The following is a 15,529-nucleotide window of genomic DNA, read 5'->3' on the forward strand; positions in this document are numbered from 1 at the left end:
ACCCGGATTCGGCCCGGGCGGGGGCCGCTATGGTGGGTTCATGGTCGTTCGCATCAACCGCGTGTACACGAAGGTCGGCGACAACGGCACGACCGCGCTCGGCGACGGGTCCCGCGTGCCGAAGACGTCCCCGCGGCTGAGCGCGTACGCGGACACCGACGAGACGAACTCGGTGCTCGGCCTGGCGATCGCGGTCGGCGCACTGCCGTCCGAAGTGACGGACGTGCTGCGTACGGTCCAGAACGATCTTTTCGACGTCGGGGCCGACCTCTGCCTGCCGATCTCCGACGACCCGCCGTACCCGCCGCTGCGGATCACCGAGAAGTACGTCGAGCGCCTGGAAGGCTGGTGCGACGAGTTCAACGAGCGCCTGCCGAAGCTGACGTCGTTCATCCTGCCGGGCGGCACACCGGGGGCGGCTTTCCTGCACCAGGCGCGCACGGTGGCGCGGCGCGCGGAGCGGTCGGCCTGGGCCCTGCACGAGGCCGAGCCCGAGGCGACGAACCCGATCGCGGTGAAGTACCTGAACCGCCTGTCGGACCTGCTGTTCATCCTGGCCCGGCTGGCCAATCCGGACGGCGACGTGCTGTGGCAGCCGGGCGGGCAGCCCTAGATCCCCCAGCTCTCCCGCAGCGCGCCCAGCGCCTGGTGGAAGCCCGGGAACGTCTTCTTCACGCAGTCCGGGTCGTCCAGTGTGATGCCCTCGGTCAGCAAACCCGTGATGCTGAACGCCATCGCGATCCGGTGGTCGCGGCGGCAGGACACCAGCGTGCCCGTCGGCTCCCCCGGCTGGATCTCGATCCAGTCGCGGCCCGTCTCGACCTCGATGCCCATCGCTCGCAGGTTCTCCTCGCACGCGTCGAGCCGGTCGCACTCCTTGATGCGCGTGTTGTAGACGTCCTCGATGCGCACCGGGCCGGACGCGAACGGCGCGATCGCCGCCAGGGTCGGGACCGTGTCCGAGATGTCGCGCATGTTCACCGTGAGCCCGCGCAGGCCGTCCGACGGGCCCGCGACCGTCACCGAGTCCGGCGACAGCTCCACGTGCGCGCCCATCTCGCGCAGGACGTCGGCGAACTTCACGTCGCCCTGGAGGGCGTCCGAACCGAGGCCCGGGATGGTCACCGTGCGGCCGGTGACCGCCGCCGCGGCCAGGAAGTAGCTCGCCGTCGACGCGTCCGGCTCCACCGGGTATTCGCACGCCTGGTACGGCTGGGCCGGGACCACGAACGTCCGGCCCTCGCGGCGGACGTCGACGCCGAAGCGGCGCATCATCTCCAAGGTGATCTCGACGTACGGCACCGACACGAGATCGGTCACCGTGATCCGCAGGCCCTCCGCGGTGAGCGGCCCGACCAGCAGCAGCGCCGTCAGGAACTGCGACGACAGCCCGGCGTCCAGGGTCAGCTCACCACCCTTGATGCCGTTCGCGCGAACCGTCAGCGGGTGGTGGCCCGGCTCGCCGCCGAACTCGAGGTCGACACCCAGCTCCTGCAGGGCGTCGGTCAGCGGCCCGAGCGGGCGGCGGCGCATCTGGCCGGACGCGTCGAAGCGGAACGTGCCCGTGCCGGCCGCGGCCAGGGCAGGCAGGAACCGGGCCGTGGTGGCGCCGTCGCGGCAGAAGACGTCGGCCTCGGCCACCCCCGGGCCCGCCGGCCTGCCCTCGATGGCCCACGCGTCCGCCTGCCGGTCGACCCGGTAGCCGAGCTTGACCAAGCCCTCGGCGAAGCCCTCGGTGTCGTCCGAATGCAGTGGACGGCCGAGGGTGGTGGTGCCGTGCGCGGCGGCGGCCAGGAACAGGCCGCGGGCGGTGACGGACTTGGAGCCGGGGATCTCGACGAGGGTCACCAGGCAAGTTTAGTGCGGCGAGATCTCGGCCATCGGGCCCCAGTCGGAGGCGTCCTGGACGTTGATGATCCGCGGGTTGTCGGAGATGTACTCACCCAGCGTCGCGACGGCGGTCTTGAAGTGCTCCGAGCTGACGTGCGCGACGGCCGCGTCCTGGCCTTCGAAGCCCTCGACCAGCACGTACGTGTTCTTGTCGTCGACGCTGCGGGACCACTCGAAGAACTTGTTGCCCGCCTCGGCCCGCGTGCTGCGGGTGAAGTCCCCGACGATGTCGAGCCAGGAGTCCGCGTACTCGGGCTTCACCGGCCACTTGACCACGATGAGAATCATGCCCTCAACGGTAGGCCAAAGACCCTATGGCTAACTGCCTCAAACTTGGGACAGTTAGCCATAGGGTTCACGAGGCGCGCGGAAGACGCCGCCCGGGTGGGGCGGATTCGAGCCACGAAAGGAAGCCCGTCAGCGCCCCCGGCCCCATGGCGATCTCGATCGCTTCCTGAGTCTCCGACTCGCAGCGCAGGACCGTCGAGCCCTCGGGCACGGCGTAGGCCTCGGTGCCGGACGGGTCGCGGCGGTCGGCGATCTGCATGCTTTCCCGCTGGAAGACGCGGTCGGCGCCGGTGCGCAGGCTCCACACCCGGTACCAGACGAACTCGTCGCCCTCGTAGCGGCCCAGCCCCAGGTGCCAGCTGGACCGCGGGTTGTCCGGACGCCACCGCAGCGCGACGCTCACGCCGCCACCGCGGCGCATCCGGATCCAGCGCTGGCCGTACCAGGCGGCCAGCACCGCGAGCACGATCAGGAGCCCGACTACGACCACGGTGATCTTCACGGCCCGGCTCCTGCCCGTCTCGCGCTCAGGCCGTCTGGCCCGCTGCGCGGAGCTGGGCCGAGGCCCTCGCCCGCTCGGTCTCGTCGTCCCCGGTCAGGGCCGCCTTGGCCGCCTCGACGTCGATCTCGTCGGAGAGCTCGGCGCTCTCGGCGAGGATGCTCACCCCGGTGCCGGTCACGGAGAGGAAGCCGCCGTGCACGGCGGCGCACACCGTCTCACCGTCGGTGGTCGTCACCTTGACCACGCCACCCTCGACCAGCTGCCCGAGCACGGGTTCGTGACCGGCCATGATGCCGATCTCACCCTCGGTGGTCTGGGCCACCACGAAAGTGGCAGTACCCGACCAGAGACGGCGCTCGACGGCCACCAGCTCCACGGACATCTCAGCCACGTGCACTCCTTCGCTCGGGGTGTTACCACCGAGTGTAATAGGTCTGTCTCCCGCTATGAGAACGGCGGGGGCGCCGGTCCACATAGGACGCTGCCCCCGCCGTGCTCACGAGATCACTTCTTGGTGATTTCCTTGTACTTCTTCTCGAGGTCCTCGAGGCCACCGATACCCAGGAACGCCTGCTCCGGGTAGTGGTCGAAGTCACCCTTGGTGATGCGGTCGAACGACTCGATGGTCTCCGACAGCGGCACCGTCGAACCCGGGATCTGCGTGAACGCCTCGGCGACCAGCATGTTCTGCGACAGGAACCGCTCGATGCGGCGCGCGCGCTGAACGGTCAGCTTGTCCTCTTCCGACAGCTCGTCCATACCGAGGATCGCGATGATGTCCTGCAGCTCCTTGTACTTCTGCAGGATCCGGATGACCTCGGAGGCGACGCGGTAGTGGTCCTCACCGACGATGGCCGGGTCGAGGATCGTCGACGTCGACGCCAGCGGGTCCACCGCCGGGAAAATGCCCTTCTGGAACACCGACCGGGAGAGCTCGGTGGTGGCGTCCAGGTGGGCGAACGTCGCGGCCGGGGCCGGGTCGGTGTAGTCGTCCGCGGGGACGTAGATCGCCTGCATCGAGGTGATCGACCGGCCACGGGTCGAGGTGATCCGCTCCTGCAGCTGCCCCATCTCGTCGGCCAGCGTCGGCTGGTAACCCACGGCGGACGGCATGCGGCCCAGCAGGGTCGACACCTCCGAGCCGGCCTGGGTGAACCGGAAGATGTTGTCGATGAACAGCAGCACGTCCTGGTTCTGGACGTCGCGGAAGTACTCCGCCATGGTCAGCGCGGACAGCGCGACCCGCATGCGGGTGCCCGGCGGCTCGTCCATCTGGCCGAAGATGAGGGCGGTGTCGTTGATGACGCCGTCCTCGGACATCTCCAGGAAGAGGTCGTTGCCCTCACGGGTGCGCTCGCCGACGCCGGCGAACACCGAGGTACCACCGAAGTTCCGGGCGACGCGGGTGATCATCTCCTTGATGAGCACCGTCTTGCCGACGCCGGCACCGCCGAACAGGCCGATCTTGCCACCCTGGACGTACGGGGTGAGCAGGTCGACGACCTTGAGGCCGGTCTCCAGCATCTCGGTCTTGCCTTCGAGCTGGTCGAAGGACGGGGCGCTGCGGTGGATGCCCCAGCGCTCGAGGTCCTCGCCGTAGCCGGGCTCGTCGAGGCACTCGCCGAGGGCGTTGTAGACGTGGCCCTTGACCTTGTCGCCGACCGGGACCGTGATCGGGCCGCCGGTGTCGGTGACCTCGGCGCCCCGGACCAGGCCGTCCTGCGGCTGGAGGGAGATGGTGCGGACGAGGTTGTCGCCGAGGTGGCTGGCGACCTCGAGGGTCACCGTCTTGCGCAGCTGCTCGAACTCGATCTCGACCTTGAGCGCGTTGAACTGGTCGGGCACGGAACCGCGCGGGAACTCGACGTCGACGACCGGACCGGTCACCGACACGATGCGCCCCTTGGCGCGCGGGGCTTCAGTACTGGTCATCAATCATCACTTCCTGCTGCGGTGAGCGCGTTCGCGCCACCGACGATTTCGGAGATCTCCTGGGTGATCTGCGCCTGGCGGGCCTGGTTCATCTCCCGCGTCAGGTTGCCCACGAGTTCGTTCGCGTTGTCCGACGCGGCCTTCATCGCGGTCCGGCGGGCGGCCAGCTCGGACGCCGCGGACTCGAGGAGGGCCGCGTAGAGCCGCGTGTTGATGTACTTCGGCAGGAGCGCGTCCAGCAGCTTGTCGGCACTGGGCTCGAACTCGTAGCTGGGGAGCAGCCCGGCGGGCTTCTGCTCCTCGTCCTCGGAGTACTCGACCTCCAGCGGGGCGACGCGCTTGGCGGTCGGCCGCTGCGTCAGCATCGACACGAACTCGGTGTAGACGATGTGGATCTCGTCGACACCCGTGATGCCGTCGGCGTTGCCGTGGTCATCGTCGACGCCCCGCATGAACGACTCCACCAGGGCGTCACCCGCCGCGACCGCGTTGGCGTAGCCCGGCTGGTCGGAGAAGCCCGTCCAGCCGTCCACGACCTCGCGGCCCCGGAACCGGTAGTAGTTCAGCCCCTTGTTGCCGGTGACGTAGACCTGCGGCTCCTTGCCCTCCGAGCGGAGGAGGGCCAGCAGCTCTTCGGTCGCGCGCAGCACGTTGGAGTTGTACCCACCGCACTGGCCCTTGTCGCTGGTCACGACCAGCACCGCGGCCCGCTTCGGGTTCGGGCGCTCGACCAGCATGGGGTGGTCGAGCGTGGTGGCCGCGCCGGCCAGCGCCGAGAGCACCTTGGTGATCTCGTCCGCGTACGGCCGGGAAGCGGCGACCCGAGCCCGCGCCTTGGTGATGCGCGCGGTGGCGATGAGCTCCATCGCCTTGGTGATCTTGCCGATCGACTTGGTCGCCTTGATACGCGACCGGAGTTCCCGGAGTTGTGCGGCCATGAGCTACCAGCTCACTTCTTCGGCGCGGGCTTGTTGACCTTGACGGTCTCCTGCCCGACCTTGTCGGCTTCCATGGCGTCCGCGTTCTCCACGAGCGGCTTGCCCTCGGAGGTGGTGAACTCCTTCTTGAACTCGTTCACCGCGGCGACCAGCTTGTCGGCCGTCTCGTCCTCGAACTTCCCGGAGTCGCGGATCGCGCCCAGGACGTCCTGGTGCTTGCGGCGGGCCGAGTCGAGGAACTCGAGGTTGAAGCGGCGCACATCCTCGGTCGGGACCGAGTCGTAGTGGCCGTTCGTGCCGAGCCACACCGTGCAGACCTGCTCCTCGACCGGGATCGGCGAGTACTGCGGCTGCTTGAGCACCTCGTACAGGCGGGCACCGCGCTCGAGCTGCGCCTTCGACGCGTCGTCGAGGTCCGAGGCGAAGGCCGCGAAGGCCTCCAGCTCGCGGTACTGCGACAGGTCGATCCGGAGCGAGCCGGAGACCGACTTCATCGCCTTGACCTGCGCGGCACCACCCACGCGGGACACCGAGATACCCACGTCGATGGCCGGGCGCTGGCCGGCGTTGAACAGGTCCGACTGGAAGAAGCACTGGCCGTCGGTGATCGAGATGACGTTGGTCGGGATGTAGGCCGACACGTCGTTCGCCTTGGTCTCGATGATCGGGAGACCGGTCAGCGAGCCGGCGCCCAGCTCGTCCGACAGCTTCGCGCAGCGCTCCAGCAGGCGGGAGTGCAAGTAGAAGACGTCGCCGGGGAACGCCTCGCGGCCCGGCGGGCGGCGCAGCAGCAGCGAGATCGCGCGGTAGGCGTCGGCCTGCTTGGTCAGGTCGTCGAACACGATGAGGACGTGCTTGCCCTCGTACATCCAGTGCTGGCCGATGGCCGAGCCGGTGTACGGCGCGATCCACTTGAAGCCGGCCGAGTCGGACGCGGGGGCCGCGACGATGGTGGTGTACTCCAGCGCGCCGGCGTCCTCGAGGGACTTCTTCACGGCGGCGATCGTGGAGCCCTTCTGGCCGACCGCGACGTAGATGCAGCGGACCTGCTTCTTCGGGTCGCCGGTCTCCCAGTTGGCCTTCTGGTTGATGATCGTGTCCACGGCGACGGCGGTCTTGCCCGTCTTGCGGTCACCGATGATCAGCTGGCGCTGGCCGCGGCCGATCGGGGTCATCGCGTCGATGGCGGTGATGCCGGTCTGCAGCGGCTCCGACACCGGCTGGCGCTCGACCACCGAGGCGGCCTTCAGCTCCAGCGCGCGGCGCTCGGTGGTCTCGATGTCGCCGAGGCCGTCGATCGCCTGGCCCAGCGGGTTGACGACGCGGCCGAGGTAGCCGTCGCCGACCGGCACCGACAGGACCTGGCCGGTGCGCTTGACCTGCTGGCCCTCTTCGATGCTTTCGAAGTCACCGAGGATCGCGGCACCGATGGAGCGCGCGTCCAGGTTCAGTGCGACGCCCAGGACGCCGCCGGGGAACTCGAGCAGCTCGTTGGCCATGGCCGAGGGCAGGCCCTCGACGTGGGCGATGCCGTCGCCGGCGTCCACCACGGTGCCAACTTCTTCCCGGCTCACGTCCGGGGCGTAACTCGAGACGTAGTTCTCGATCGCGCTACGGATCTCATCCGAGGAGATCGTCAGCTCGGCCATGTCTTTCCCGCTCTCGCTTCGTTCTTGCCAGTATGCAAAGTCTTGTGTGAGCCTCGCGGCTATGCCCGGGCCAGCCGCCTGCGCAACGCCGCGAGCTGCCCCGCCGCGCTCCCGTCGATGACCTCGTCGCCGACGCGGACGACGAGCCCGCCGCCTAGCCGGGGGTCGATCTCGACGTGCAGCGCGATCGGCCGCCCGTAGATGGCGTCGAGCTTCGCGCCCAGCTGGGCGATCTGCTCGTCGCTCAGGGCGTTCGCGCTGGTCACGTAGGCCACCGAGCGCTGACGCCGCTCCGCGGCCAGCTTGACCAGCTTGTCGAGCCCGACGCCGACGCCGCGGCCCTTGGCCCGGCGGACGACCTGCTCGACGAGGGTCTCGGTGACCACGTCCACCTTGTCGGCGAACAGCCCGCGCACCAGGGTGCGCTTCGCGTCGGCGGAACCGGTCAGGTCCGACAGCGCCTTCTCGAGCTCCGGGTGGTTGGCCACGACTCGGGCGACCTGGAAGAGCTGGGATTCGACGGTGTCGACGTTCCCGGTCTTCTCCGCCGCGGTGAGCAGGGCCGAGCGGCCGAGCGACTCGAGCCCGTCGGTCAGCTCGCGGGGGCTGGACCAGCGGCTGCCCGCCACGGCGTCGAGCACCTTCAGGGCCGGTTCGGACAGCTTGCCGTCGAACAGCCGGCGCACCAGCGCGGTGCGCGACTCCGCCGTCGCCGAAGCATCGCTCACCGCCCGGCGCAGGCCGATTTCCCGGTCCAGCAGGTCGACGACCGAGAGCAGCTCGTCGCCGACCGAGGAGGACACTGTCGCGTCGGCGTCGGCCAGAACCTCGCCGAGGCGTTCCTCGGCGAGGCCGAGCGCTTCACGGCTCGCAGCATGCAGCGTCATTTCTGGTTACTTCCCCGCTTCCGAATCAGGCACGGTAGGCACCGGCGGTTTCGAGCTCCGCCAGGAACCGGTCGACGGTGCCGCGGCGGCGCGCCTCGTCCTCGAGCGACTCGCCGACGATGCGGCTCGCCAGCTCGACGGCGTTGCGGCCCATGTCGGCCCGCAGCTCCGCGATGATCTGCGCCTTCTGGGCCTGCAGCTGGGCCTGGCCCTGGGCGACGATGCGCTGGGACTCGGCCTCCGCCTCGGCCCGCAGCTCCGCCTTGATCTGCTCGGCTTCGAGCCGGGCGTCGTCGCGGATCTTCGCGGCTTCGGTGCGGGCTTCCTGCAGCTGGGCCTTGTACTTGGCCAGCGCCTCTTCGGCCTCGGCCTGGGCCCGCTCGGCCTTCTCGATGCCTCCCTCGATCTTCTGCGCACGCTCTTCGTACGCGGCCTCGAAGCGAGGGACGACGTACTTCTTGAGGATGAACAGCAGGATCAGGAAGGCGACGATGCCGAGGATCAGCTCCGAGATGTCGGGGATGATCGGGTTGTGCGTTTCGCCCTCTGCGGCGAGGACCAAGGCACTGTTCAGCACGGCGTCTCCTTAAGCGAGGTGAGGGTTACTCAGCCGGCGGAGGCGATGAAGTAGATGACGATGCCGATCAGGGCGAGCACCTCGGTCAGAACGAAGGTCGAGAAGCCGATGCCCTGCAGCTTGCCCTGCGCCTCCGGCTGGCGGGCGGTGCCGTTGATGGCGGCGGCGAAGATCAGACCCACACCGATGCCCGGGCCGATCGCACCCAGGCCGTAACCGATGGCGGCGAGGCCGGGGTTGATGTTGGCAGCCTGCTCCGCGGCCTGGGCCAGAACGATGTTGCTCACGTGCATTTCCCTTCACTTCGGTCCACGCGCTCGCGTGGATCGGGGGCTTGTGTTCTCAGTGCTCCGACGCCAGCGCGGCGCCGATGTACCCGGCCGACAGCAGGGCGAAGATGTAGGCCTGCAGCACCTGGATGAAGGCCTCGAGGAACGTCATCCCGATGGCGAAGATCCACGCCACCAGGGAAACCGGCTTCAGCGCCCAGCCCGAGGTCTCGGTCAGCAGGAAGGTGCCGCCGAGGGTGAACACCGCCAGGATCAGGTGACCCGCGAACATGGCGGCGAAAACACGGATGGCGAGCGTGAGCGGGTTGAGGAAGAACTTCTCCGCGAACTCGATCAGCGCGAAGAGCGGCAGCACCGGGCCCGGCACGCCCGGCGGCGCGAGTTCCTTCTTGAAGTAGCCCTTGAAGCCGTGCCGCTTGAACCCGACGTAGTGGTACACCGGGTAGACGACGAGGACCGCGAGCGCGGCCGGGAAGCCGAACCGCGCCATGGTCGGGAACTGCAGGAACGGGATGATCCCGTAGAGGTTGTTCACCAGTACGAAGGTGAACAGCGAGAAAACGAGCGGCACGAACGGCTTGAAATCCTTCGAACCGATCTGCTCGCGCGCGATGTTGTTGCGGGTGAAGTCGTAGATCGACTCCGCGACGAACTGCCCCTTGCCCGGCACGACCTGCAGCTTGCGGGTGGCCAGCAGGAAGTACGTCGCGATGATGACAACCGAAAGCACGACGAGCAGCATCGGCTTGGTGACATTGCCGAACAGCGCCGGCAACTCGAAGCTTTCGGCGCCGGGCGGCGCGAACGTCGCACCCTCGGCCAATACCAGCGCGCCCACTGGGCTCCTTCCGGTTCTCCCGGCCGGCGTTCACTCCGCCGGGGGAATCGTCACGATCTGGACTTAACGTACCCGATACGTATCGGGACGTCGGAGGCGGCTACCCCACCGTCCGCAGAACACACCTTCACGTTCCGCACACGGGGTTGTCTCGCTTGAACACTGCCCTGCGGTCTACTTCGGACCAGCGGCCGGAAGGCGGAACTACACGGTCGCCACACTGCTGATCGCGGTTCGTCTCGGGAAGCGCGCGGCCGAGGCCGCCACCCTTGACGCGGACCATACCAGCAGGTCAATCCGTGCCGGACAGCCGTACTCCTAACCAACCGATCAGCCCAGGACTTAGGTCCCGGGTCGTCCCGGGACCCAGGTCCGGTGCGGGCCGGGACCGCGTCCGGAACGTCGCAGGCACCGGCGTCGGCGCGGTCCCGGTCACCGTTCGCAGCCGCGCACGAAAGCGCACTTTTGTGGTCCCGGTCACACTCAAGCGGCCGCAGGTGGGTGCACGAAGAGTAATGGAAGCCCGCGACGAACCGGACGGCGTCAGGAGGGGATGATCGTCGGGATCTTCGTCTTGCGGAAGGCGGCGAACTCGGCCGCGGCGGCGAGCATGATGGCCACGATCATCGTGATGCCGAGCGACATCGGGTGCAGCGCGGTCACGCCCTTCAGCAGCGTCAGCGCCCCGAAGAGCAGGACGACCTTCACGACGTACCCGCCGAGCGCGATGACCATGACGAACATCGGGTCCTGGCCCGCGCTGAACTTCATCATGCCCAGTGTGGACAGCGACGCCAGCATCGCGAGCACGCCACCGACCAGCGAACCGAGGAATCCCGGCAGGCCGTTCAGGATGCTGAACAACGCGATGCAGACGAGCACCGCGGGCGGGGTCACCAGCAGCGAAGCCTTCGTCATCGCGCGGGCGGCCCGCAGCACCACCTCGGCGTGCGGGTTCTCCTGCTCGTGCGTTTCGGCTTCGCTCACACCTGGCTCCCTGCTCGGTTGCCCCCGAGTGTAGAGACCCCCGCGGGTCACGTTCCCGGCTGGTTGCGCGAGCGCAGCCGCGGGACGATCGAAACCACCACCGCGAACACCAGCCCGACGCCGATGATCCACAGCGCCGCGGCGTCGTCGAACAGCGTCACCGACACCGCGCCGAAGGCGAGGATGCCGGCCCACAAGTAGATCAGCAGGACCGCGCGGCGCTGGGAGTGGCCGATCTCCAGCAGGCGGTGGTGCAGGTGCATCTTGTCGGCCGCGAACGGGCTTTCGCCGCGGCGCGTGCGCCGGACGACGGCCATGATCAGGTCGAGCATCGGCACGAACAACACCGCCGCCACGACGACGAGCGGCGAGAGCAGCGCGATGGCGTCCTTGCCGCTGAACTGCGGGTACGGCACGCGCCCGGACGCCGACGTCGTCGCGCCGGCGAGCATCAGGCCGATCATCATCGAGCCGGAGTCGCCCATGAAGATCTTCGCGGGTTGGAAGTTGTACGGCAGGAACCCCAGACAGGCGCCGGCGAGCGTGGCCGCGATCAGCGCGGGCGGGTAGGTGCCGACGTCGCCGCCGGAGCTGTCGAGCAGCCCGAGCGAGAACGCGCAGGTGGCGGCGGCCGCGATGAAGCCGAGGCCGCCGGCCAGCCCGTCGAGGCCGTCGACGAAGTTCATCGCGTTGACCATGACCACGACCATCACGACGGTGAGCAGCGCGCCCTGGTTCTTGTCGAGCACCAGCACGGAGCCGAACGAGGCGCCGGTGCCGCCCCACGGCACCCAGAACGACACCCACTGCACACCGAAGATGACCAGGATCCCGGCGCACATGACCTGGCCGGCCAGCTTCGTCCAGGCGTCCAGTTCGAACCGGTCGTCGAGCGCGCCGATCAGGGAGATGACACCGGCCGCCAGCAGCACGCCGACCGAGTCGAAGGAGGCGTCGAAGCCGTGTGACAGCGCGGGCAGCTGGTGGGCCAGGCCCATCGCGCCGGCGACGCCGAGGTAGATGCCGACCCCGCCCATCCGCGGGATCGGGGCGACGTGCACGTCGCGGGCACGCGGGTTGGCGATCGCGCCGACCCGGATCGCGATCCGGCGCACGACACCGGTGAGCAGGTAGGTCACGGCCGTCGCGGTCAGCGCGACGAGGATGTATTCCCGGATGGGGAGGAGACCGGATGTGGGCGGCACGGGGACGTCACGCTCGCGGGGTCGGGGTCACCCGCGACACGCTATCGTGCCGCGGTTCCGCCCGTGATCCGGCTTCAGGCCAACGATTCCGCGGGCACACCGAGCACCTCCGCGATGGCTTCCTTGCCGACCGCGCCCTCGCGCAGCACGACCGGTTCGGTGCCGGTCAGGTCCACGATGCTCGAAGCGACGGGCGCACCGCTCGACCCGCCGTCGAGGTACACCGCGACCGAATCGCCGAGCTGTTCCTGAGCTTCCTGCGCGGTGCTGGCCGGCGGCCGCCCGGAGACGTTCGCGCTCGAGACGGCCATCGGGCCGACGTCACGCAGCAGCTCGAGGGCAACGGGGTGCAGCGGCATCCGCAGCATGACGGTGCCGCGGGCGTCGCCGAGGTTCCACTGCAGGCTCGGCGCGTGCGGCAGCACGATGGAGAGGTCGCCGGGCCAGAAGGCTTCGATGAGCGCCCGCGCCTGCGGCGGCACCCCGAGCACCAGGCCGTCCACAGTGGACCACGAGCCGACGAGCACACCGACGGGCATGTCCGGGCCGCGGTTCTTGGCACGCAGCAGCGCCTGCACGGCCCCGGCGTCGAAGGCGTCGGCACCGATCCCGTAGACCGTGTCGGTCGGCAGGACGACCAGCCTGCTGGACCGCACCGCCCCGGCCGCGGCGGCCAGCCCGTCGGCCCGGGTCTCCCGCTTGCTGCAGTCGTAGACCACGCTCATGGACGCCAAGCGTAGTCCGGCGCTTGGCGGGGACGTTCGCGGCGTCACACCGGAACGGCGGTGGGCGTCACACCCGGCCCGGCGGGGTGGCTGCCGTCGGGGACTCGGCGCGGTGGGATCGGCTCTTCGGGGCCACCCGAAACCCGAGTCGATGCCCACCACCCCGAAGCCGGAATTGTGACTACGGCCGGCAGCACCGCGTCAAGGCGGGAAAGCGTGCCTTGACCCGGCACTACCGGCCGCGTTCTGGCTTCGGATCGGGGCGGCGGGGGAAGTCTGGGCTGGTGCCAGCCAGACCAGCAGCCTGCCGCTGCCACTCACGCCGGTCAGCCAGCCGCTCACGCCGGTGAGTCACCTGAAAGGGTCCTCCGACCTTGCCGGGCCCCTGGGGGCGCCCCCGTCTTCCACGCTACCGGCGACCACCGACAGTTCCCGGCGATCCCGGTGCCCGGAGCCGGAGTTGTCCACAACGCTCAGGCGAGAACCGATCGCGCGTTCGCCGCAGGCGGGAGGTGCCGGACCGGCCAGACTTTCGTCGTGGGGCAAGCGGGTAAACCTCGCCGCGAGGCAGAACCGCGACAGCGGGGCTCAATACGGTCGATCTTCGGGAACCACCACCCCCGTGGGTTCCCAGTGAAGGAGCCGCAGATGCGCCCCAGAACCCCGAAAGCGCTCGCCCTGCTCGCCGCCGTCGCCGTGCTTGGCGGGCTCGGTGCCGGGACCGCCGCGGCCGAGCCGCTCACCCGTGGCTGGCCCGCCCCGATCGATGCCGCGCACTGGGAGAACCAGGACCACATGACCTGGTCCGACTACCGCAAGGTTCCCGGCACCAACTGGGCCGACCCGAGCCTCAAGCCCACCCAGCGCACCTTCAAGGGCGCGGTCGTCCTCGCCGACTACCCGGACCAGGACTTCGTCGTCACGAAGCCGGCGAAGTCGACCATCTTCGGCAATCCCGGCCCCGCCGCCGCGAACATCCCGCGGGCCGGCGTCGCGCAGTACTACCAGGACTTCCTCAACAAGCCCGAGGCCCTCAACAACGGCCACACCATCAACGAGTACTGGATGGAGGACTCCGGCGGCCGGTTCGGCGTGCAGCTGACCGCGTTCGGGCCGTACCGGATGCCCGGGAAGTCCTACGAGTACGGCATGGAGTTCCAGCCGAGCGCATGCCCGCCCGGCGCGAACTGCGCCCGTGACCTCCGCAAGGACGCCGGCGACGCCTGGCGCGCCGACGTCGGCGACACCGCGAAGCAGTTCGACTTCGTCTTCTACCTCTCCGCCGGCCAGGACGAGAGCTCGACCTGGCAGGAGTTCGGCGAGATGAAGTTCGGGACGAAGGAGAACGTGCCCGACAGCTTCGGCCCGCCGAACCACGACCTGCCCAACTACGCGGCCACCCGGTACGTGCCGTGGACGTCGTGGGCGTCGGCCGCCAGCATCTGGCCCAACGCCCAGAGCGGCAGCTCGGTGCAGGCCGAAAGCTCCGGCCAGTCGACCTACGCCCACGAGTTCAGCCACATCCTGGGCATCGGCGACAACTACAACAACCCGTTCGGCATCCCGCCGTGGCGTGACTACTCCGGCGCGTGGGAAATGCTTTCGCGCGGCACGTTCAACGGGCCGGGCGGGCCGCACACGCGCTGGCAGATCCCGGCGACGCAGGGCAGCTCGATGGGTGCCCAGCACATGCTGCGCAACAAGCTGAAGCTCGGCATCGTCGACCCCGCCGACGTCCTGCAGCTCGACCGGAACGCCTTGGCCACGTCCGGCCCGGTGTCGGCGCGCATCACGGCGCGTGAGGCCGAGGCGCAGCCCGGCGCGTTCACCGGGCTGAACATCAAGCTGACCGGCGGGGACAAGAGCCCGGCGTGCGACCGGGCGACAGACCCGTTCTGCGACGGCGGCGGCTACGACAACTACACCGTCGAGGTCGTCGACCGGATGGGCGCGGACTCGTTCGCCCCGGACTCCGGGGTGCTGATCGCCAAGACCAAGAACAAGGACAACGCGCCCTTCGAGTGGGTGATCGACGCGAACCCGCAGGACATCGGCATCACCGACTACACGAAGGCGGACGGCACGCCGGTGAAGATCACCATCGGCGACTACCGGCAGCTCAACGACGCCCTGTTCAAGGCGGGCACCGAGGCGGCGAGCCCGTACGAGTACACCGACCAGGCGAACCGGCTGCGGTTCCTGGTCACCGACCTGGCCAGGGACCGCCGGGGCATCCTGTCGTACACGGTGACGGTGGCCTCGCTGGACGGCGCGGGCAGCCAGGCCCGCGGCGCGGCGCTGACGCCGGCCCTGCCGTCGGTCGCCCGCGGAGGCCTGGCGACGTGCGACTTCGGCCTGCTCAACACGGGTTCGGCCCGCGGCGCGGCGGCCCCGTACGACACGGACACGTACCGGCTGAGCGCGTCGACGGACGCCCGCGGCTGGGAGGTTCGCCTGCCGAACGAGCTGACAACGGCGAAGTTCGGCGGCCACGTGAAGGTGCCGGCGTACGCCAAGCGCAGCCAGGGCGGCGACCTGGCGGCGCGGGTGAAGCTGACGGCGACGTCGGTGAGCGACCCGTCGAAGACCGCGACGGCGAGCTGCACGGCGTTCGGCTTCTAGCCTCCGCTCCGGAGGGGGTTGTGGATAAGCAGCCCCCTCCGGCGTCCGGCGGCACCAGAACTGTCGGTGCTGCCCGGTAGCGTGGAAAACGGGGGGCGCCCCCAAGGCGGCTCGGCGGCTCAGCGGCCCACCGGCTCACCGGCTCACGCAGGTTGAGCGGCTCAAGCGGCTCAGCGACTCAAGCGGCTCGCGCGGTCCG

16 protein-coding genes are annotated in these 15,529 nt (G+C 69.4%); 2 read left to right on the forward strand and 14 right to left on the reverse strand.

The window, feature by feature from the left end; translation table 11 throughout:
• Positions 1 to 40 precede the first annotated feature (40 nt).
• The gene (locus ACWED2_RS01465; protein WP_449688453.1) at positions 41 to 613 is read left to right on the forward strand and encodes a cob(I)yrinic acid a,c-diamide adenosyltransferase; all 573 of its coding nucleotides are present in this window, start codon (positions 41 to 43) and stop codon (positions 611 to 613) included.
• On the opposite strand, the gene aroA is transcribed toward ACWED2_RS01465, so the two are convergent.
• From aroA to ACWED2_RS01535, 14 genes are all read right to left on the reverse strand, one after another.
• Positions 610 to 1,848, reverse strand: coding sequence for a 3-phosphoshikimate 1-carboxyvinyltransferase (gene aroA / locus ACWED2_RS01470; protein ID WP_449688454.1), 1,239 nt, complete (start codon positions 1,846 to 1,848; stop codon positions 610 to 612). The two genes, ACWED2_RS01465 and aroA, sit on opposite strands and share 4 nt — an antisense overlap.
• Before the next feature lie 9 nt (positions 1,849 to 1,857).
• The gene (locus ACWED2_RS01475) at positions 1,858 to 2,178 is read right to left on the reverse strand and encodes a putative quinol monooxygenase (protein WP_449688455.1); all 321 of its coding nucleotides are present in this window, start codon (positions 2,176 to 2,178) and stop codon (positions 1,858 to 1,860) included.
• A gap of 67 nt (positions 2,179 to 2,245) precedes the next feature.
• On the reverse strand, positions 2,246 to 2,680 hold the full coding sequence (locus tag ACWED2_RS01480) for a DUF2550 domain-containing protein (RefSeq protein WP_003102655.1): 435 nt from the start codon (positions 2,678 to 2,680) through the stop codon (positions 2,246 to 2,248).
• A gap of 25 nt (positions 2,681 to 2,705) precedes the next feature.
• Positions 2,706 to 3,071, reverse strand: coding sequence for a F0F1 ATP synthase subunit epsilon (locus ACWED2_RS01485; protein WP_013229521.1), 366 nt, complete (start codon positions 3,069 to 3,071; stop codon positions 2,706 to 2,708).
• Positions 3,072 to 3,184: 113 nt separating this feature from the next.
• Positions 3,185 to 4,612 (reverse strand): F0F1 ATP synthase subunit beta, encoded by a 1,428-nt coding sequence (atpD, locus tag ACWED2_RS01490; protein ID WP_086840690.1) that lies wholly within the window; start codon positions 4,610 to 4,612, stop codon positions 3,185 to 3,187.
• Entirely contained in the window at positions 4,612 to 5,550 is a 939-nt protein-coding gene (locus tag ACWED2_RS01495; protein ID WP_449688456.1) for a F0F1 ATP synthase subunit gamma, read from the reverse strand. Before ACWED2_RS01495 ends, atpD begins: the two co-directional genes overlap by 1 nt.
• Before the next feature lie 11 nt (positions 5,551 to 5,561).
• Positions 5,562 to 7,199, reverse strand: coding sequence for a F0F1 ATP synthase subunit alpha (gene atpA, locus ACWED2_RS01500; RefSeq protein WP_449688457.1), 1,638 nt, complete (start codon positions 7,197 to 7,199; stop codon positions 5,562 to 5,564).
• 59 nt (positions 7,200 to 7,258) lie between these two features.
• Positions 7,259 to 8,086 (reverse strand): F0F1 ATP synthase subunit delta, encoded by an 828-nt coding sequence (locus ACWED2_RS01505; protein WP_449688458.1) that lies wholly within the window; start codon positions 8,084 to 8,086, stop codon positions 7,259 to 7,261.
• Positions 8,087 to 8,111: 25 nt separating this feature from the next.
• The gene (locus tag ACWED2_RS01510; RefSeq protein WP_449688459.1) at positions 8,112 to 8,663 is read right to left on the reverse strand and encodes a F0F1 ATP synthase subunit B; all 552 of its coding nucleotides are present in this window, start codon (positions 8,661 to 8,663) and stop codon (positions 8,112 to 8,114) included.
• 29 nt (positions 8,664 to 8,692) lie between these two features.
• Positions 8,693 to 8,950, reverse strand: a complete 258-nt coding sequence (locus ACWED2_RS01515) for an ATP F0F1 synthase subunit C (protein ID WP_449688460.1) — start codon at positions 8,948 to 8,950, stop codon at positions 8,693 to 8,695.
• Between the two features lie 55 nt (positions 8,951 to 9,005).
• A complete protein-coding gene (gene atpB / locus ACWED2_RS01520) occupies positions 9,006 to 9,791 on the reverse strand; it encodes a F0F1 ATP synthase subunit A (protein ID WP_449688461.1) in 786 nt (261 codons plus the stop codon).
• 543 nt (positions 9,792 to 10,334) lie between these two features.
• Positions 10,335 to 10,778, reverse strand: coding sequence for a hypothetical protein (locus ACWED2_RS01525; protein WP_449688462.1), 444 nt, complete (start codon positions 10,776 to 10,778; stop codon positions 10,335 to 10,337).
• A gap of 47 nt (positions 10,779 to 10,825) precedes the next feature.
• Positions 10,826 to 11,983: a glycosyltransferase family 4 protein gene (locus tag ACWED2_RS01530; RefSeq protein ID WP_449688463.1), complete on the reverse strand. Its 1,158-nt coding sequence runs from the start codon at positions 11,981 to 11,983 to the stop codon at positions 10,826 to 10,828.
• Between the two features lie 74 nt (positions 11,984 to 12,057).
• The gene (locus ACWED2_RS01535; RefSeq protein WP_091317420.1) at positions 12,058 to 12,708 is read right to left on the reverse strand and encodes an L-threonylcarbamoyladenylate synthase; all 651 of its coding nucleotides are present in this window, start codon (positions 12,706 to 12,708) and stop codon (positions 12,058 to 12,060) included.
• A 648-nt stretch (positions 12,709 to 13,356) separates the two neighbouring features.
• Here ACWED2_RS01535 and ACWED2_RS01540 point away from each other — a divergent pair.
• Positions 13,357 to 15,330: a M6 family metalloprotease domain-containing protein gene (locus ACWED2_RS01540; protein ID WP_449688464.1), complete on the forward strand. Its 1,974-nt coding sequence runs from the start codon at positions 13,357 to 13,359 to the stop codon at positions 15,328 to 15,330.
• Positions 15,331 to 15,529: the final 199 nt, after the last annotated feature.

Source organism: Amycolatopsis sp. NPDC005003 (genome assembly GCF_053600695.1).